Raw genomic sequence first — 20,690 nt, forward strand, 5'->3', positions numbered from 1 at the left:
GACCTTTCCGCCCTCCAAGATCAGAGGAGTCGGCCATTGAGGCGGTCGGCAATCCCTGATCAAACTGACCTGCACGCGTGGACCCGACCACACGAAGGGGTCTCCTCGTCGTGTCCGGAAGGTCACACACGTGCTGCTCGCGCCCCGTTCCCCTCGGCATCGGTCGGAATCCGTCGCGCGTCCCCGGTGGTTCCGCGGGATCGCGTTGGCCCTCGCCGTGCTCATCCCGACCACCGGCGTCGCCCTGGGCACCACCGGGGTGGCGCAGGCGGCCGTGGTGCAGTGGGGGAGCGGGGCCGATCAGTCACCGAACTACCAGGCGACCGTCAACGGCGACTTCACCATGACGGGCAACGGCGTCCTGGCGTGCTCGGGTACCGCGCTCACCGCGACGAGCACGAGCGGCAGCTGCACCGACCTGCACGCGAACAACCCGGGCACGGGCGTCACGACGTCGTACAACGACTACTTCAAGATGGTGAACTCGAACACGGTGTCCGGGTTCACCACGAACTCGTCGACCGGCAGCGTGACGATCCCGTCCGGTGCCACTGTGACGAAGGCGTACCTCGACTGGAGCGCGAACACGGGCGTGTTCACCGGCTCGGGCAACGTGACCTGCTCGGGGAACTCCGCGAACGGCTCGCAGTGGTACGCCACGCGACCGGACGCCGCGAACGGGTACCGGACGCAGGGCGTGCAGCTCAAGGTCGGCACCGGCGCGATCCGGACGGTTGCGCCCGACGCCCTCCTCGAGGACCCGACGAGCCAGGCGAGCGCGTTGTACTACTCGGCGAGCGCCGACGTGACGAGCGCCTTCGCGAACGCGACGACCGGTTCCGCGCTGAACGTCAGCGCCGGGAACATCTGGGCCGCGGTCGGCGCCGGCTGCTACGCGGGCTGGTCCCTGACGGTCGTGTACGACTACGGCAAGTACATCCCCGGGAACGCCGCGAGCGCCCCGCACAAGGTCATCTACTACCAGGGCCACGTCCGCGAGGCCGCGTCGGACAGCCCGCTGACCGTGAACTTCACCGGCTTCTCGGCGCTGCAGTCCGGGGTGAAGTTCGGGTACACGCTCTACGAGGGCGATCGCGGCATCACCGGCGACTACATGCGGTACACCCCGCAGGGCGGCACCGCGACCGAGGTCCTGAACACCAAGGGCGCGAGCGGCAACATCGGTGTCGGGCAGGCGGACGGCTCGGCCAGGTACACGCAGACGAGCGACACCAGCGCGTTCACGAACCAGAGCGTCGACGTGCACACCCAGACGCTCTCCGGTGTCAACAAGGGCGACACGTCGATGACCCTGACGGTCGGGACGAGCGGGGACTCCTACCTGCTGCAGAACGCCGTGCTGTCCGTGCCGACGGCGGCGCTCAGCGTGTCGAAGACCCTCGACGGCTCGACCAACGACCAGTACCGCATCGCCTCGGAGAACACGGCCTACACGATCACGGTGACGAACAACGGGTCGGTCGCCCTGTCGAACATCCGCCTGACGTTCCCGGACACCGAGACGTGCACACCGTCGTCCACCATCGCCGGTCCGTTGGCGTCGGGCGCGACGGCCACGGTCCAGTGCACCGGTCCGCCGCCCACGGCAGCGTCCACCACCAGCTCGGTGACCGCGACCGGCCAGGTCGCGAGCGACACCACGGTGTCCGTGACCGACACCGCCTCCACGAACACGTACCTCTCCGCCCTCGGCTTGACGAAGACGTCCGCCCTGGCGAACGGTGCGACCGGCAAGGCCGGCGACACCGTGAACTACACCTTCACCGCGACGAACACCGGCACCGGCCCGCTGTCCGGCGTCGCGATCACGGACCCGCTCGCCGGGCTCTCCGCGCTGACCTACGGCTCCTGGCCGTCCGGCACGGCCGGATCGCTCGCCGCCGGGCAGTCCGTCACCGCGACCGGCACGTACACGCTGACGCAGAACGACGTCGACGCCGGCACCGTCACGAACACCGCCACCGTCACGGGCACCGACCCGGACGGCGGCCCCAAGCCCACCGCGACCGCGTCGCGCACGCAGCCGCTCAGCGCCGCGAACGCGCTCACCCTGACGAAGTCCGGTGCGCTGGCATCCGGAGCGACCGGCAAGGTCGGCGACACCGTGAACTGGTCGTTCCGTCTGACGAACTCCGGTGCCCAGACGATCACCGGTGCGACGATCACCGACCAGCTCGCCGGCGTCTCGTCCATCGCGTACGGCACGTGGCCGCAGGGCACGGCCGGGAGGCTCGGGCCGGGTCAGTCCGTCACGGCCACCGCGACCTCGACGCTGACCCAGGCGCAGGTCGATGCCGGCTCGCTGACGAACACGGCCACCGCCGCCGGACGGAGCGCCACCGGCAGCACCGTCACCGCACCGACCGCGACGGCGACCGTCGCGATCCCCGCCGCGAACGCGCTGACGCTCGCCAAGACCGGGGCGATCGCCGCCGGCTCGACCGGCAAGGCCGGCGACGGCGTGACCTGGTCGTTCACGCTGACCAACTCGGGCAACCAGACCGTCACGTCGGCGAGCATCACCGACCGACTCGCCGGGGTGTCGGCGATCACGTTCGGTACCTGGCCGTCGGGCACGAGCGGCACGCTCGCCCCCGGGCAGTCCGTGACCGGGACCGCGACGTACGCGCTCACGCAGACCGACGTCGACGCCGGCAGCGTCGTGAACACCGCTGGTGCGTCCGCGACGGCCGCCACGGGTGGGACCGTCACCGCGACGGACGCGACGGCGACGGTCCGGGTGACCGATGCCTCCAGTCTGACCATCGTCAAGGACGGGAGCCTGGCGTCCGGCGCGACCGGGCGTGCCGGGGACACCGTGAACTGGACGTTCCGGGTGACCAACGGCGGCAACCGCACCCTCACCGGCGTCGCGATCGCCGACCCGCTGGCCGGGCTGTCCGCGATCTCCTACGGCACCTGGGCGTCCGGGACCACGGGCAAGCTCGCACCGGGGCAGTCCGTCACCGCGACCGCGACGTCGACGCTGACGCAGGCGCAGGTCGACGCCGGGTCAATCACGAACACCGCGACCGCGAACGGCACGAACCCGTCGGGCACGGCAGTGACGAGCGGCCAGACCACGAAGACGGTCAACGTGGCCGCGGCGCAGAAGATCGCCGTCACGAAGACCGGTTCGCTCGCGTCCGGTGCGACCGGCGGGGTCGGTGACACCGTGAACTGGCAGTTCAGCGCGACGAACACCGGCAACACCACGCTGTACGGGGTCGCGATCGCGGACAGGCTCTCCGGCATCTCGGCGCTGACGTACACGTGGCCGGGGACCAGCGGCCAGCTCGCCCCGAACCAGACGGTGACCGCGACGGCGACGTACAAGCTGACCCAGGCGGACGTCGACGCCGGCAGCGTCGTGAACACCGCGACGGCCTCCGGGAACACCCGCGCCGACGGCACCGGCTCCCCGGCGTCGTCGACGGGCTCCGCCGCGGTCTCCGTGACCCGTGCACCCGGCATCGCGGTCGCGAAGTCCGGGGCGCTCGCCTCGGGCTCGACGGGTGCCGTCGGGGACACCGTGAACTACACGTTCACCGTCCGGAACTCGGGCAACCAGACCCTGACCGGGGTCGCCGTCAGCGACCCGCTGGCCGGGCTGTCCTCGCTGACCTACTCGTGGCCCGGCACCTCCGGCCGCCTGGCCCCCGGGCAGTCCGCCACGGCGACGGCGACCTACAAGCTGACCCAGAAGGACGTCGACGCCGGGGTCGTGACGAACACGGCCACCGCGACCGGAACCGCTCCCGACGGCAGCACCGCGACCAACTCCGCATCAGCGCGCACCACGGTGCCGGCGGCGCCCGGGATCGCCGTCGCGAAGACCGGGGCGCTCGCCGCCGGTGCGACGGGCAAGGCCGGTGACACCGTGGACTACACGTTCACGGCGCGGAACACCGGCAACCAGACGCTGACCGGCGTCACCGTGTCCGACGCGCTCGCCGGTGTCTCCACGATCGCGTACGGCACGTGGCCCTCCGGGACCGCGGGCACGCTCGCACCGGGGCAGTCCGTCACCGCGACCGCGACGTACACGCTGACCCAGGCGGACGTCGACGCGGGCAGCGTGGTGAACACCGCCCAGTCGACGGGTCGTTCGCCCGCGGGCACGGCCGTCACCGCGTCGTCCCCCTCGACGCTCGTCGTGCCGGCGTCCGGTGCACTGTCCTTCACGAAGACGGGCACGGCGCCGTCGGGTGCAGCGGCCGGGTCGACCGTGAGCTGGACCTTCACCGCGCGGAACACCGGCAACGTGACCCTCACCGGCGTCACGATCACCGACCAACTCGCGGGGCTCTCCGCGATCACGTCCTCGTGGCCGGGGGCCACCGGGCGCCTCGCTCCGGGGCAGACCGTCACCGCGACCGCCACCTCGACGCTGACGCAGGCGCAGGTCGACGCGGGCACCGTCCGGAACACCGCGACGATCGCCGGCACGACCCCGTCGAACACCGTCGTGTCCCAGGCCACCGCGGCCAGCGTGTCGATCGACCGCACGGCGTCGATCACCGTCACGAAGACCGGCTCGCTCGCCGCGGGCTCGACCGGGACCGCCGGCGACCGCGCCGACTGGACGCTCCGCATCACGAACACCGGCAACACCACGCTGACGTCCGTCGCCGCGACGGACTCGCTCGCCGGGCTCTCCTCGTTGACCTACACCTGGCCGGGGACCGCCGGGACCCTTGCACCGGGGCAGTCCGCGACCGCGACGGCGTCCGGCACGGTCACCCAGGCGGACATCGACGCCGGCTCGGTGACGAACACCGCGTCCGCGTCCGGGTCCGGTCCGTCCGGCACGACGACCGCGACGGCGCAGGGCTCCGGCACGATCCCGCTCGCGGGTTCGCCGGCGCTCGGCTTCACGAAGAGCGTGGCGACGGGCAGCGGGTACACGGGCCGGGCCGGTGACACCCTCGTCTACACGTTCCGGGCGACGAACTCGGGCAACCAGACGCTCACGAACGTCGCGATCACCGACCCGCACGCCGGGCTCGGTGCGATGACGTACTCTTGGCCCGGGACCGCGGGTCGCCTCGCGCCGGGACAGTCGGCCACCGCGACGGCGTCGTACACGCTGACGCAGGCGGACGTCGACGCGGGCACGGTCGCGAACCGGGCGACGGCCTCGGCGACGACGCCCTCCGGCACCGCCGTGACGACTCCCGCATCGGCATCGGCGGCGATCACCGCGGCGCCCGGCATCGCAATCGCGAAGAGCGCCGTCGTCGGCGGGACCGGCCGGGCCGGCGACACCGTGACGTACCGCTTCGACGTGTCGAACACCGGTACCACGACCCTGACCGGCGTCGGCGTGAGCGACCCGCTGTCCGGACTCTCGACGATCTCGTACGGCACGTGGCCCTCCGGCACCTCCGGCACGCTCGCGCCGGGACAGACCGTCCGCGGTACCGCGACGTACACGATCACCCAGGCGGACATCGACGCCGGCAGCATCGTCAACACCGCGACCACGACGGGCACGACTCCGGGCGGCTCCGCCGTGCGCGGCACCGGTTCGACGACGGTGACGCCGGCCGGTGGTGCGCCCGCGATCGCCCTGGCCAAGACCGAGCGGCTCGGCACGACCGCCACCGGTGTCGCGGGTGACACCGTGCGCCTCGGCTACACGATCACGAACTCCGGCAACCAGACCCTGACGAACATCAGCCTCACCGACGCGCAGTCCGGGATCTCCGCGTTCACCTACGGCGCATGGCCCTCCGGCACCGCAGGACGCCTCGCCCCCGGGCAGTCGGTCACCGTCACCGCGACCTACGCGCTGACCCAGGCGGACGTCGACGCCGGCACGATCTCGAGCACGGCGACGACGACGGGCGTCTCGCCGGGCGGGACGACCGTCCGCGACACGGACACCGGCTCCGTCAACACCAACCGGTCGCCCGCGGTCGCCCTCACCGAGAGCGGCACCGTCACGAGCGGCACCGGCGGCGTCGGGTCCGTCGTGACCTGGACCTACCGCGCGACGAACACCGGCACCGTGACCCTGTCCGTGCCGGAGATCGTGCACGCCCTCGGCGGCACCGTCACCTACGCATGGCCGAACGCGCCGAACACCCTTGCTCCAGGACAGTCCGTCACCGCGACCACCACCTCCACCATCACGCAGGACGACGTCGACGCCGGGTCCCTCGTCGACTCCTCGTCCGTCACCGGGACCGCCCCCACGGGCGTCGACCCCGCGACCGTCACCGCGACGGCGTCGGCCACCGTGACGACGAACGACGCCGCCCCCGGCCTGACCGTCACGAAGGCCGAGACCTTCGCCGCGGACGGCTCGACCACCCGCGCCGCCGTCGCCGGCGACCAGGTCGACATGCGCTACCGCATCACGAACTCGGGCAACGTCACGCTGACCATCGTCGGCGTGCAGGACGCCCAGCGCGGCATCTCGAGCGTCGTCTTCGCCGACGGCGACACCACGATCACGCTCGCTCCCGGCCGGAGCGCCACGGCCACGGCCAGCTACACGCTGAGCCAGTCCGACGTCGACGCGGGCGGCATCAGCTCCGTCGCGACGGCCTTCGGCACGACCCCCGCCGGCACCCGGGTCACCGCGACCGCGAGCGCCGGGGTCACGATCACTCCGACCCCGGCCGTGTCCCTGACGAAGACCGCACGCTACGACGTCGGCGCGGACGGCGCCGTGCAGAGCGGGAAGGTCGGCGACACCGTCGTCTTTTCGTTCCTCGCGACGAACACCGGCACGGTCACGCTCGACGGGATCGCGCTCCGCGACCAGCTCGTCGGCCTCGCCTCGGCGACCCCGGTCACCGGCACGCCGACCCTGACGAACGTCGAGTGGTCCGGCGGCTCCGCCGGATCGCTCGCCCCGGGGGAGCGCGTCCGCGCCGTCGCCCGGTACACCGTCACCCAGGCCGACGTCGACGCCGGGTCGATCACGAACGCGGCGACGATCAGCGGCACCACGCCGACGGGCACCACCACGTCCGGCGACGCCACCGTCACGATCGCGACCGACGCCGACAACACGGCGGCGATCGGCATCGTCAAGACCGCGACGGTCCCCGGTACCGGCACGCCGAAGCCCGGCGACCCGGTGGACCTCGGCTACACCGTGACGAACACCGGCGACTTCACGCTGACCGGCGTGACGATCCGGGACGCCGGCGCGAACGGCGACGGCATGACGGTCGGGACCTGGCCCTCCGGCACAGCCGGACGCCTGACGCCCGGGCAGACCGTCACCGCGACCGCCGTGCACACGCTGACCCAGGCGGACATCGACGCCGGCTTCGTCTCGAGCCCCGCGACCACCACGGGGACGCCAGCGAGCGGCACAGCGGTGACGGCGACGAGCTACCGCACGGTGCCGATCACGCAGGTCAACACGTTCTCCTTCAGCAAGACGGGCGTCCCGACGGGCAGCGGTGCCGGCGCGGGCGACGAGCTCCGCTTCACCCTGACCGCCGCGAACACCGGCAACACGACGCTCGACCTGCTCCAGATGACCGACCAGCTGCAGGGCGTCGGCGTCCTGTCGTACACCTGGCCGGACCCGTCGAAGCCCGGCACGGTCCTCCCGGGACAGCGGGCGACGGCGACCGCGACCTACACGGTGAGCCAGGCGGACGTCGACGCCGGCAGCGTGGTGAACACCGCGAACGCGGTCGCGAGCCCGCCGACCGGAGCCGCGATCACGAAGACCGCAGCGTCGACCACCGCGACCGACGCACCAGCGCCGACGATCACGCTCGACAAGACCGAGGCGCTGACCGACGGGTCGGTCGGTGTCGCCGGGGACGTCGTGCGGTTCGGCTACACCGTCACGAACACCGGGAAGACCACCCTGACCGGCGTCGGCCTGACCGACGAGCAGCAGGGCCTGTCCGGTGTCGCGTTCGGCGCGTGGCCGTCCGGCACCACCGGCACGCTCGCGCCGGGGCAGTCCGTCACTGCGACGGCGACGTACCGGCTCACGCAGGCCGACGTCGACCGCGCGGCGGCGGACACCGACGACCACGTGTCGCTCGCGAGCGCCGCGACGACGACCGCCACCGACCGCCGCACCGGTGCGCCGGTGAGCGCCACGTCCGACGGTCGGGTCGTGCTCGACCCGTCGAGCTCGGTCGCCACCAGGAAGACCGCGGCGACGGTCGGCGGCGGCGACATCCGCGCCGTGCAGGTCGGCGACGTCGTCCGGTACACCGTGACCGGAACGAACACCGGACAGACCACGCTCACCGACATGGTGGTCGCCGACCCGATCGCCGGGCTCGGCACCCCGACCACCACGTGGCCGAACGCCACCGCGGGCACGCTCGCACCCGGGCAGGCCGTCGTCGTCACCGCGGACCGCACGGTCACGCAGGACGACGTCGACGCCGGGTCGATCGCGAACACGGCCACGACGACCGCGTCCACGCCCGCCGGCACCAGCGTGTCCGGCAGCGGCACCCGGACCGTCGTCACGACGAGCGGCGCCCCCGGCATCCGCATCGTCAAGGACGAGCGACTGACCGGTGCCACCGGGGCGGCCGGCGACCTCGTCGACATGACCTTCACCGTGACGAACACCGGCGACGTGACCCTCACCGGCGTCGGGATCAGCGACTCGCAGCAGGGCGCCTCCGGCGTCCGGTTCGACGCCTGGCCGTCCACGACCGGCCGACTCGCCCCCGGGCAGTCCGTCGTCGCCCACGCCACGTACACGCTCACGCAGACCGACGTCGACCGTGGCTCGGTCTCGAGCACGGCGATCACGACGGGCACCCCGCCGCGCGGTGCCGCAGTGTCCGCCTCCGACGACGGCAGCGCGACCGTCGCACAGCGCGGGTCGATCACCGTCGACAAGACCGCGACCCTCGCCGGGGCGACCGGCGCCGTCGGCGACACCGTCCGGTACGGCTTCCGCGTCGAGAACACCGGCAACGTCACGCTCACGGGCGTCGGCATCGACGACGTCCTGAGCGGGCTGTCCGCCGTGACGATCGCCGACTGGCCGTCCACGACCGGCCGACTCGCACCGGGACAGGTCGTCACCGGCACCGCGACCTACCGGGTCACGCAGGCCGACGTCGACGCGGGGAGCGTCGCGAACGACGCCACCGCGTCCGGCACGACGCCAGCAGGCGACACCGTCACCGCGAGCGACGCGGCCACCGTGCCGCTCGCCGCAGCAGCGCCGGGGATCCGGATCGACAAGACCGAGCGGCTCGCCGACGGGGCAGCCGGCGTTGCGGGCGACACCGTCCGGCTCGGCTTCACGGTCACGAACACCGGCACGGCGACACTGTCCGGTGTCACGCTGACCGACGCGCAGCCCGGGCTGTCCGACATCGCGTTCGGCAGCTGGCCGTCCGCGGTCGGGACCCTCGCTCCTGGGCAGTCCGTCACCGCGACGGCGACCGTCACGCTGACGCAGGCGGACGTCGACCGCGGTTCCGTCGCCAGCATCGCCGAGACCACGGGGACCGCCCCTCGTGGCACCACCGTGTCCGACACCGCCCGTGGCAGCGTCGCGCTGACGGCCTCGGCGGACGTCTCGGTCCAGAAGCAGGCGGCGTACCTCGGTGGCGGCACGGGCCGGGTCGGTGACGTCGTGGGCTACACGTTCACGATCACGAACACCGGACAGGTCACGCTGACCGCGAGCCGGGTCGCCGACGAGCTCGCCGGCCTCGGCCCGGTCACGGTCGCCGACGGTCCGAACGGCGACGGCACACTCGCGCCCGGGCAGACGCTGACCGCGAAGGCCACGTACACCGTGACCCAGTCGGACGTCGACGCCGGCTCCGTCGTGAACCGTGCGACGGTCACCGCGACGCCGGCCCGCGGCGACGACGTCACCGCGTCCGACAGCGCCACGATCCGCACGTCCGACGGCGCACCGGCGATCGCACTCACCAAGACCGAGGAGCGCACCGGCACCGGGACGCCGGCGGTCGGCGACACCGTGCGCCTCGGCTACACGATCACGAACACCGGCAACCAGACCCTCACCGGCATCAGGGTCGCCGACGAGCAGCAGAGTGTCGGCACCGTCGCCTACGGCCCCTGGCCCGGTGCCTCCGGTCGCCTCGCCCCCGGTGAGTCCGTCACCGCGACGACGACCTACGCCCTCACCCAGGCGGACATCGACGCCGGTCGCGTCGCGAGTGCCGCCACCGCGACCGGGTCCGCCCCGACGGGAGGCTCGGTGCGCGCCACCGACACCGCCGGCGTCGACCTCGTGGCGGCTCCAGGGCTCCGGGTGACCAAGGCGGGGCAGCTCGCGCCCGGTGCCACCGGCGCTGCCGGCGAGGGCATCCGCTGGACCTTCACCATCGCCAACACGGGCAACGTCACGCTGACGGGCGTCTCCGTCGCGGACGGCCTCGCCGGGATCTCCGACCCGACCGTCGGCACCTGGCCCGGCGCGACCGGTGTCCTGGCGCCGGGGCAGACCGTCACGGCGACCGCGGCGTCGACGATCGCACAGTCCGACGTCGATGCCGGGTCCGTCACGAACTCCGCGACCGTCTCCGGCACCGCGCCGGACGGCTCCGTCGTGGACGACTCCGACACCGCGACGGTGCAGACCGCGGCGTCCGGCCCGCGGATCGGCGTCGTGAAGTCGGCGACCCTCGCGGACGGTGCCACCGGTGCCGCGGGTGACCGGGTCGAGTACCGGTACACGATCACGAACTCCGGCAACGTCACCCTCACCGGGGTGACGGCGGCGGACGACCAGGACGACGTCTCCGCGATCGCCTACGGCACCTGGCCGGGCACCGCCGGACGCCTCGCACCGGGGCAGACCGTGACGGCGACCGCCTCGCACGTGCTGACGCAGGCCGAGGTGGACCGCGGCTCCCTGACGAGCACCGTCACCGCGACCGGCAACCCGCCGACCGGTGACCGCGCCAGCGCCACCGACGCCGCGACCGTCGTGATCGTCCCCGACGCCGCGCTGGCGTTCTCGAAGTCCGCCGCGTACACCGACGGTGGCATCGGCCGCGTCGGCGACACCGTCCGCTACACGCTCACGGCGACGAACACCGGCACCGTCACGCTCTCCGGCGTGACGCTGTCCGACCGCCTCGCCGGGCTGTCCGCGATCGACGCGGACTGGCCGGGCACCGCTGGAACCCTCGCACCGTCGCAGACCGTGACGGCGACGGCGGAGTACACGGTCACCCAGGCCGACGTCGACGCCGGCAGCATCGTGAACGCCGCCACCGCGACCGGCAACCCGCCGGCCGGGGCACCGGTCACGCGCACGGACAGCACCACCGTGCGCACCGCGGACCCGGCCGACGGCATCGCGCTGGTCAAGGACGAGCGGGTGACGAGCGGCACCGGCGTGGCCGGCGACACCGTCACCTTCACCTTCACGATCGCGAACACCGGCAACCGGACCCTCGACGGCGTCACGCTCGACGACGACCAGGCCCGCCTCGGCACCGTGACCTTCGGCTCGTGGCCGGCACGCGCCGGACAGCTCGCACCAGGGCAGTCGGTCACCGCCACGGCGACGTACGTGCTGACCCAGGCCGACGTCGACCGCGGTTCGATCGAGAGCACGGCGACCACGACCGCGACGACCCCGGCCGGGGACGTCGTGCGCGACACCGCGACGGGTGGGGTCGACACGGTCCGTACCGGCTCGTGGACGATCGACAAGCGCGGCGCGCTCGCCGACAGCGCCCGGGGCGTCCTCGGCGACCGGATCGACTGGACCTACCGCGTCACGAACACCGGTACGGTCACGCTGACCGACGTCGACGTCGCGGACACCCTGCCAGGCGTCTCCGACCCGACGGTGTCCGCGTGGCCGAACGGCACCGCCGGCACCCTGCTGCCCGGACAGTCCGTCACCGCCACCGCACGCTCGACCGTCACGCAGACCGACGTCGACGCGGGCAGCGTGGTCAACCGTGCGACCGCGACGGCGGCGACCCCGGACGGCGTCACGGACCCCGGCGCGCAGGACGACAGCGCCACCGTCGTGCTCCGCTCCGCCGAGCAGCGCATCGCCGTCACGAAGACCGCGCGCCTCGCGGACGGCTCCACCGGTGCCGCCGGCGACACCGTCGAGTTCGGCTACGTCGTGACGAACACCGGCACCGCGACGCTCTCCGGGGTCACCGTGACCGACGACCGCGTCGGTGTCTCGACCATCAGGGTCGACTGGCCGGGACGCACCGGGGTCCTGGCACCAGGGGAGTCCGCACGGGCAGTGGCGTCCACCGCGCTCACGCAGGCCGACGTCGATGCCGGGAGCCAGGCCTCCCGTGCGACCGCGACCGGGAGCGGACCCGGCGGCGGGACCGTCACCGCGACCGACTCGGCCGTCGTGACCATCGCCCCGCAGCCCGCGATCGCGCTGTCCGAGCAGGGTGCCCTGGCACCGGGCGCGACCGGCGCCGTGGGCGACACCGTGCAGTGGACGTTCACCGTGACGAACACCGGCACCGTGACGCTCGACCAGGCAGCGCTCCGCGCGCAGCTCGGCGACGTGGCGTTCGGGCCGTGGCCGGGGGCAGACGGCGTGCTCGCACCGGGGCAGGTCGTCACCGCCACCGCCACGTCGACGATCACGCAGGCCGACTTCGACCGAGGCAGCGTCGCCAACCCGGCGACCGTCGCGGCGACGGCACCCGACGGCCAGGCCGCGACCGCCGACGCCTCCGCCACCGTGGCGACCGGTCCCGCCGATGCCCGCATCGGCATCACGAAGACCGCGGCGCTGCCGGACGGCGACACCGCGCCGCGGGCCGGCGACCTCGTGACGTTCACGTACCGCGTGACGAACACCGGCACCTCGACGCTGGACGGCGTCACGGTCACCGACGCGCAGGACGGCGTCGGCACCGTGTCGTACGACTGGCCGGGTGCCGCCGGGATCCTCGCTCCGGGGCAGACCGTCACGGCCACCGCGACGGTCGCGCTCACCCAGCGGGACGTCGACCGCGGGTCCCTCGGCAGCGCGGCGACCGCCACCGGCACGCCGCCGACCGGGCCGTCCGTCGACGCGACCGCCGACGCGACCGTGGTGCTGCCCGGATCGCCGTCGCTCGCGGTGACCAAGTCCGGCGCGCTGCGCGACGGCGCCACCGGATCGGTCGGCGACACGGTCGACTACACCGTCACCGTGCGGAACACCGGGACCACGACGCTCCACGACGTCGCGGCGACCGACCCGCTGCCGGGGCTCGGCGCGCTGCGCTTCGCCGACTCGTTCGACGGCACGCTCGCACCGGGTGAGGCCGCCACGGCGACCGCCGCGTACACGGTGACCCAGGACGACGTCGACGCCGGCAGCGTGCTGAACACCGCGACCGCGACGGCGAACCCGCCGACGGGTGCGCCGGTGACGGCCTCCGGTTCGGCGACCGTCGGACTCGCCGCTGCCGCCGCCGGGATCACCCTCGACAAGACCCAGCAGCTCGCCGACGGGGCCGCCGGTCGAGCAGGCGACCGGGTGGCGTACACGTTCACCGTCACGAACACCGGCACGGCGACGCTCTCCGGTGTCACGGTCGCCGACGGCCAGCAGGGGCTCGGCGCGGTCAGCGTGCAGTGGCCGGGCGCGTCCGGGGTGCTCCGCCCCGGGCAGTCCGCGACGGCGACGGCGACCTACACGCTGACGCAGGCGGACGTCGACCGCGGGCGGATCGCGTCCACGGCGACGACCTCGGGCACGAGCGCCGCCGGGGCCACCGTGCGGGCGTCCGACGACGGCGCCACGACGATCTCCGGGACCCCGGGGCTGTCCGTGGTGAAGTCGGGGACCCTCGCGGGCACCGGCACCGCTGGCAGCACCGTCCGGTGGACGATCGACGTGCGGAACTCCGGCGCGGTGACCCTCACCGACGTCGCCGTCACGGACGACCTCGCCGGGTTCGCCACGACGGGCACGACCTGGCCGGGTGGCGCGGGTGTCCTCGCGCCCGGACAGACCGTCCGGGTCTCCGGGACCTCGGTGCTCACGCAGGCCGACGTCGACGCGGGCGGGGTCGTGAACACGGCGCGCGCCACGGGCACCGGGCCGGACGGGACCTCGGCATCGGCCGGCGGATCCGCCACCGTGCCGACGCCGAGCGCCACGCCGGGCATCACGATCGTGAAGACCGCACAGCTCGCACCAGGGGCCACCGGCGTCGCGGGTGACACCGTGCGCTTCCGCTACGTCGTGACGAACGGCGGGGACCAGACCCTGTACGGCGTCTCGGTCCGCGACGCCCAGGCGGGCGTCTCCGCGATCACCTACCAGTGGCCGGGCACCAGCGGCGTGCTGACGCCCGGGCAGTCCGTCACGGCGGACGCCACGTACGTGCTGACGCAGGCCGACGTGGACGCGGGCCTCGTGACCTCGCCCGCGACGGCCACCGGGTACGCCCCGGACGGCGTGCCGGTGAACGACTCGTCGAACGCCGGGATCAGCCTGCCGACGGCGCCGCACCTGACGCTCGTGAAGACCGGCGAACTGTCGGGGAGCGGCGCGGTCGGCGACACCGTGGACTACACGTTCCGCGTCACGAACGACGGCAACGCGACCCTGACGGGCGTCCGGCTCGACGACCCGATGGCCGGGCTCTCGGGCGTCACGTGGACGTGGCCGGGAACCCCTGGACGACTCGACATCGGCCAGACCGCCACCGGTACCGCGACGTACACGGTCACCCAGGCCGACATCGACGCCGGCACGATCGTGAACACCGCGACCGCGACCGGCACGGGCCCGACCGGCACCGTCGTCGTGAGTGCCCCGTCCGGCGCCACCGTACCGGTCGGGGACGCCGGAGCGGTCGGCGACCTGACGATCACGAAGACCGTGCAGTACGCCGAGGGCACCGACGGCACCGTCGGACAGCAGCTGCAGTACGGCTTCACGCTCGTGAACACCGGCACCGTGACGCTGCACGACGTGCACGTCGACGACCGGCTCGCCGGGCTCGGCACCGTCGTCTACGGCCAGTGGCCCGGGACGCCCGGCGTGCTCGAGCCGGGGGAGCGCGTCACCGCGACCGCCGCATACACGGTCGGACAGTCCGACGGCGCCGCGGGTACGGTTGTCAACAGCGCGACGGCGATCGGGACGCCGCCACCGGGGGCCCTGCCCGGCGACGACCCGGTCGTGTCGGCGCCCGACAGCGTCCGGATCACCACCCGTCCCGCTGCGGGGGTCCCTGCCCTCGCGTTCACCGGGGCGGACCCCGCCCCGGCGCTGGCCGCAGCCGCCCTGATGGTGCTGCTCGGCCTCGCACTGGCGGTCATCGGGAACCGCCGCCGCTCCAGGAAGGAACACCGATGACCCTGCGCCCCACGCGCTCCGTCTCCGTCCGACTGCTCGCCCTCGCCGGGGTCGCCGCACTGGGGCTCGGCCTCGCCGGGTGCTCCGGCGACGCCCCGGACGGCAAGGCATCGGCGTCCGCGTCGGCGTCCGCCACCGAGCAGCCCGCGATCACCGAGGTGCAGACCCCGGCAGGCGGCGACGGCGACTACGTCGGAGCGGTCAAGGACGTCCAGGTCACGTCGTGCAAGCGTGACGGGTCGTCGTGGTCCGTGAAGGGATCGGCGGAGAATCCCGAGGACAGCGCGCAGAGCTACCGCATCTACGTCTCGCTCCTGAAGGGCGCGTCGGACACCCGGGCCGTCAAGGAGGTCGACGTCGACGGCGTGGACGCCAAGGCCTCGAAGGACTGGGACACCACCATCGACACGTCCGAGAGCGGCCTGTCGTGCGTCCTCCGCGTGGAGCGGTTCGCCGCTTGACGCAGTGACCCCGCTCCCGCGCACGCAGGTCGGCACGACCGGACCGGTGGTCCGTCGTGCCGACGCGCCCGTCGTGCACCGGCCCCGTCTCGTCGACCGCATCGAGCGCGCGCTCGACGACGGGTGCCCGGTCGTCGTCGAGGGGACGCCGCGCGCCGGCGTCACGACGCTCGTCGAGGACTGGGCCGACCGGACACGACGCACCGTGGTGGTCGTCTCGGCCGGCGCGGGTGACGAGGCGGTCACGTCCGCGGTGGCGGTCGCCGCCGCCGGTGGCCCGGACGGGAGGCACGCCCTCCTCGTCGACGACGCGCACCTCCTCGGGGCGGCCGGCTCCCGTGCCGTGGTCGAGTTCGCCGCACACGGTGCGCTGGTGCTGGCGGGCCGGATCCCCGGGCCCGACGGTATCGACGACCCGGTCCGGATCGGGCCGGGCGACCTCGCCCTCGACGCCGCGGAGACCGCCACCCTGGTCGGCCGTGCGGTCGGCGTCGTCGTGGCACCCGCGGTCGTCGCACGGGCGACGGAGTCCGCGGCGGGCAACGCCGGGGTGCTGGCCGCTGCGAGCGGGCTCCTCGCCGCCGAGGACCGTCCGCCCGTCGACGTGTCCGCCCGGTTCGGCCGAGCGATCGACCGCGCGGCAGCGGAATGGGTCGGGGCGACGCTCGACGACCCGGGGCTCCGGGACTTCGCCGAACGTGCGGCGACCGCCGCGCACGCCCCGGCCGACCTCGTCCGGCACCTGACCGGCGTGACCGACCTCGTCGCGCCGTACCGAGCCGCTGCCGCCGCTGGGCTCGGCGCTGCCGGGTTCGGCGCTGCCGGGTTCGGCGGCGCCGACCAGACCGACGCGTTCACGTGGCACCCCGCGGTCGCCGCCGCACTCCGGCGTGCCGCCGTCCGTCGTGACCCCGAGGGCGTCAGGGCCCGCGCCGAGCAGGCGGTGGCGTGGTCGCTCGAGCACGAGGCGACCGTCCCGGCGATCGACGCCGCCGTGCAGCTCGGCGACCTCGACGTCCTCTCCGACGTCCTCGTCCGCAACTGGACCCGCATCACCGGCCCCGGTGCACCGGAGATCGCCCGCATCCTCGATCCGATCCAGCCGCGCCGAGCAGCCGGCCACCCGGTGGTCCTCGCCGCGATCGCCCGGGCAGAGGCGGCCGCCGACCGGCACCACGCACGGGCATCCCGCGTGAACGCCGCCGTGCTGCCAGCGATCGCCGCGCGGACGTCCGGCCTCCCTGCCCACGAGCTGCCGTTCCTCGCCGCCGTCGACGCCCAGGCGCGACGCATCGCCGGCGACGACCGTGGCGCCCGTCGCGCCGCGGCGACCGTGGGCCGGGCACTCGCCGTGCTCGACGGTGACGGGCGCACGGAACTGGCACCGCGCCTCCCGTACGTCCTGCAGCAGGTCGCCGCGACCGCGCTGATGGACGGCGACACGGAGGGCGCCCTGGCGACGCTCGCCGGGATCGAGCCGGCGCCAGGGCCGGACGGACCGCTGCAGCAGGCCGCCGTCGACGGGCTCACCGCGTTCGTGCACGCCCTCGCCGGGGAGGTCGGCGTCGCGCGACGCCTGCTCGAGACCGGCGACGCGCTCGACGTGCCCACCGGGGTCCTGGCGAGCGCCGTCGTCGCGCTCGAGGACGGCGACCCCGACCGTGTCACCGGGCTGCTGCGGCGCATCGATCCACTCTTCGGCGCGTTCGAGCACTGGCCGATCGTGCTCGCGCTGCGTGCAAGGGCGACGACCATCTCGGGACGGGTGCCACCGGCGGACCAGCTCGCGATGCACGACGCCGAGGTGCAGCGCTTCCGGCTCCGGAGCGCGGCGACCGGGGTCGCGGCGCGGTTGCTCGCCCGCTCCCGGATCCGCCTGCAGCTCGCGGCGGGGCAGCTGCGGCAGGCGGAGCGCTCCCTGGACGCGCTCGGGCCGGTGCGGGCGTGGACGGCGGCGGAGCACGTGGCACTCGCGCTCGCCCGTGACGAACCTGACCGGGCGCTGCGCGTCGTCACCGCGGTGTCGGTGCGGTCCGGGTACGAGGCCAGGACGTCTGCGGTGCTCGTCCTCTTCCGGGCCGTCGCACTCCGGCGGACCGGGGACGTGCTCGGTGCCGTGGCGTCCTTCCGCGAGGCGCTCGACCTGTTCGAGCGGCACGGCATGCGCGGCGAGCTCCTGACGCCGCCGCGGGACGACGTCCTGCAGCTCGTCGAGGCCGCGGAGGACCCGCGTGGGCGCGCCTACCTGGAGCCGTTGCTCGGGCTCAGGTCGGTGATGCCGGGGCCGGACGTCGCCGTGACGCTGTCGGGGCGTGAGTCGGTCGTGCTCGGGCTGCTGGCGGAGCCGCTCAGCCTGCCGGAGGTCGCGGCGGAGCTGCACGTGTCGGTGAACACCGTGAAGACCCAGGTCAGGAGCGTGTACCGGAAGCTCGGGGTCTCCGGCCGCCGCGAGGCCGTCGAGCAGGCGCACGGCCTCGGGCTCCTCGGTCGCTGACGGGCACGCCCCGACTGGTCGCGACACCCCGCCGGCGTCTCGCTTCGCCTGCGTCTCGCTTCGCCCCGCCCCGCTTCGCCCCGCCCCGACTGGTCGCGACACCCCGCCGGCGTCTCGCCCAGTGGTCGCAACCTGTCGGAGCAGGCGACCCACACCGACCGATGGTGACCACTCGGCGGAGGTGAGCGGGGTGTCGTGACCGGGGGAGCCTCCAGTCCGGTGGGCGTCAGCGCTCGGCGGAGGTGAGCGGGGTGTCGTGACCGGGCGAGCCTCCAGTCCGGTGGGCGTCAGCGCTCGGCGGTGGTGCGGCGGGCGACCAGGCGGGGTTCCACCAGCAGCTCCGTCGCGGCGAGCGACGGGTCGGCGATGCGTGCGAGCAGGCGTTCGCCGGCGCCTCGGCCGATCTCGACACTGCGGTCATCGATGCTCGTCAGGCCGACGTACCGCGTCGCGGCGACCGGGGTGTCGTCGTAGCCGATGACGGAGACGTCCTCGGGGACCCGGAGTCCGCGTTCGGCGAGGGAGGACATCGCGCCGAGCGCCATCACGTCGTTCGCACCGAAGACCGCCGTCACGTCGGGGTGCTCGTCGAACAGCGCGGTGGCGGCACGGAAGCCGGCGTCCTCGGTGAGTTCCTCCGGCAGGGTCGACACGTGCACGGTGGCTGCCTCGCCGACACCGTCGCGGAACCCGGCGAGGCGTTCGGTCGCGGCCGCCGAGCGGGCGCCGACGAACCCGAGTCGGGTGTGCCCGAGGCCGATGAGGTGTTCGGCAGCCATCCGTCCGCCCGCACGGTCGTCGTTCGCCACGGTGTCCGCGCGGGGGATCGAGACCCGGCCCCCGGCGATGACGAGCGGGGTCGAGGCGGGGATCGCGAGGTCGGTGTCCGGTTCGCCGGCGATGACGAGGCCCTCGACGCGCATGGACAGGAAGCCCTCCACCGGGGAGGCGTCGAGTCCGGTGTTGAGGAACCGGTCGGCGACGACGAGGCGGTGCCCCTGGTCCTGCAGCGACTCGCGGAGCCCGGTGAGCAGGTCCACGAACCACTGGTTGCGGAAGTCGTCCAGCACGACGCCGACGGTGCGGCTGCGGGTACCGGCGAGCGACACGGCGGCGGTGGAGGGACGGTAGTCGAGCTCTTGGATCGCCTTGAGCACGGCGGCCCGTCGCCCGTCGCTCACGCGCGGGGAGCGCTGCAGCACGAGCGAGACGAGCGACTTCGACACCCCCGCCCGGGCAGCGACGTCGTAGATCGTCGCGGGTTTCGCGTCTCCCATAGTCAGCATCGACCTCCGGCTTGCGTCCTTGCGATCGTATCGGTGTCCGACTGGGTGGTGTCCCCGCCGATGGCCCGCTCCATCCACGGCGCGCGGACGCGGACGCGGGGCGGCGCGGACGCGGGGCGGCGCGGACGCGGGGCGGCGCGGACGCGGGGCGGGACGGGGCGGCTGGCGCGTCAGCTGCGCGGGTGTCCGAGCGGGACGTCCGCCAGGCCGCCGCCGAGGAACGTCATGTCCTCTGGCGGCAGGTCGTCCCGCTCATCGACGGGGAGCACCACCGACGCGTCGTCCCGGGGCCGGAACCCGATCCGCTCGCCCGCCGCGAAGTCCGCCGGGGCGCCGGTGTTCCGCGACACCGCCCACACGACGTGGTGCCCGGCATCGGTCAACGCCACCGTTGCCGCAACCAACCGGGCGAGGTCGTCCGGGGAGCTCCACATGAGCAACGCCCGTCGGGAGTCCGGCCGGTCCCCGAACGCCCCGATGCGTGCCGACACGATCGACATGTCGTACCGGTCGGCGAACAGGCTGCCGAGGAGCTCCATCGCAGCCTTCGTGAAGCCGTAGTACGAGTCCGGCCGGGGGAGTCGGTCGCCGGGGACGCTTCCGGCAGCGGTGTCCTCGGGTACCCGGCCGACGGCGTGGATCGAGCTCGCCTGCAGCACGCGGAGCACCCCGGAAGCCGCAGCGGCCTCGAGGACGTTCTTGGTCCCGGTGACGTTCGCGTCGATCAGGTCTTCCCAGGTGTCCTCGGTGGGGATGCCGGCCAGGTGCACCACGGTGTCGACCCCGGGGAGTGCGAGCTCGAGCGCGTCACGGTCGTTCACCGAACCCGGGATGAACCGCTCGCGCTCGCCGACCGCCGGGTCGGGCGGTCGTTCGTCGAGCAGCACGAGGTCGTGTCCGGCGTCGAGCAGCCTCGGGCGCAACGCGGTCGCGATGCGTCCGGCCGCCCCGGTGATGAGCAGCGTCGCCATGCCCGAGACCGTACGCGTGGCGGGACGCGCCCGTCCGCTCCCGGCCGCCGGCGCGGATCGCACCCGCACAACGGAAAGCACTCCGCGCCGTGGCGTTGCGCGGCGCGGAGTGCTTTCGGTTGTGCGAACGGGCGCCGGGAGCGCCCCGGCCCGGCCGGCCCGGCG

The 20,690-nt window shown here is 73.9% G+C and carries 5 protein-coding genes; 3 read left to right on the forward strand and 2 right to left on the reverse strand.

What is annotated here, in order from left to right:
* Positions 1 to 205 precede the first annotated feature (205 nt).
* From AAEP80_RS06310 to AAEP80_RS06320, 3 genes are read left to right on the forward strand one after another with little or no spacing between them, the layout of a single operon-like run.
* Entirely contained in the window at positions 206 to 15,313 is a 15,108-nt protein-coding gene (locus AAEP80_RS06310) for a DUF7507 domain-containing protein (RefSeq protein ID WP_420366386.1), read from the forward strand.
* Entirely contained in the window at positions 15,310 to 15,774 is a 465-nt protein-coding gene (locus tag AAEP80_RS06315) for a hypothetical protein (protein ID WP_402728071.1), read from the forward strand. The genes AAEP80_RS06310 and AAEP80_RS06315 overlap by 4 nt, the downstream gene beginning before the upstream one ends.
* A 4-nt stretch (positions 15,775 to 15,778) precedes the next feature.
* Positions 15,779 to 18,268, forward strand: coding sequence for a LuxR C-terminal-related transcriptional regulator (locus tag AAEP80_RS06320; protein ID WP_420366387.1), 2,490 nt, complete (start codon positions 15,779 to 15,781; stop codon positions 18,266 to 18,268).
* 287 nt (positions 18,269 to 18,555) lie between these two features.
* Here AAEP80_RS06320 and AAEP80_RS06325 read toward each other — a convergent pair whose 3' ends face one another.
* The gene (locus tag AAEP80_RS06325) at positions 18,556 to 19,545 is read right to left on the reverse strand and encodes a LacI family DNA-binding transcriptional regulator (RefSeq protein ID WP_402728073.1); all 990 of its coding nucleotides are present in this window, start codon (positions 19,543 to 19,545) and stop codon (positions 18,556 to 18,558) included.
* 179 nt (positions 19,546 to 19,724) lie between these two features.
* A complete protein-coding gene (locus AAEP80_RS06330; RefSeq protein ID WP_420366389.1) occupies positions 19,725 to 20,525 on the reverse strand; it encodes an NAD-dependent epimerase/dehydratase family protein in 801 nt (266 codons plus the stop codon).
* Positions 20,526 to 20,690 lie beyond the last annotated feature (165 nt).

The sequence above is a fragment of the Curtobacterium sp. L3-7 genome (assembly GCF_048756585.1).
In the GTDB taxonomy this organism is placed as follows: Bacteria; Actinomycetota; Actinomycetes; order Actinomycetales; family Microbacteriaceae; genus Curtobacterium.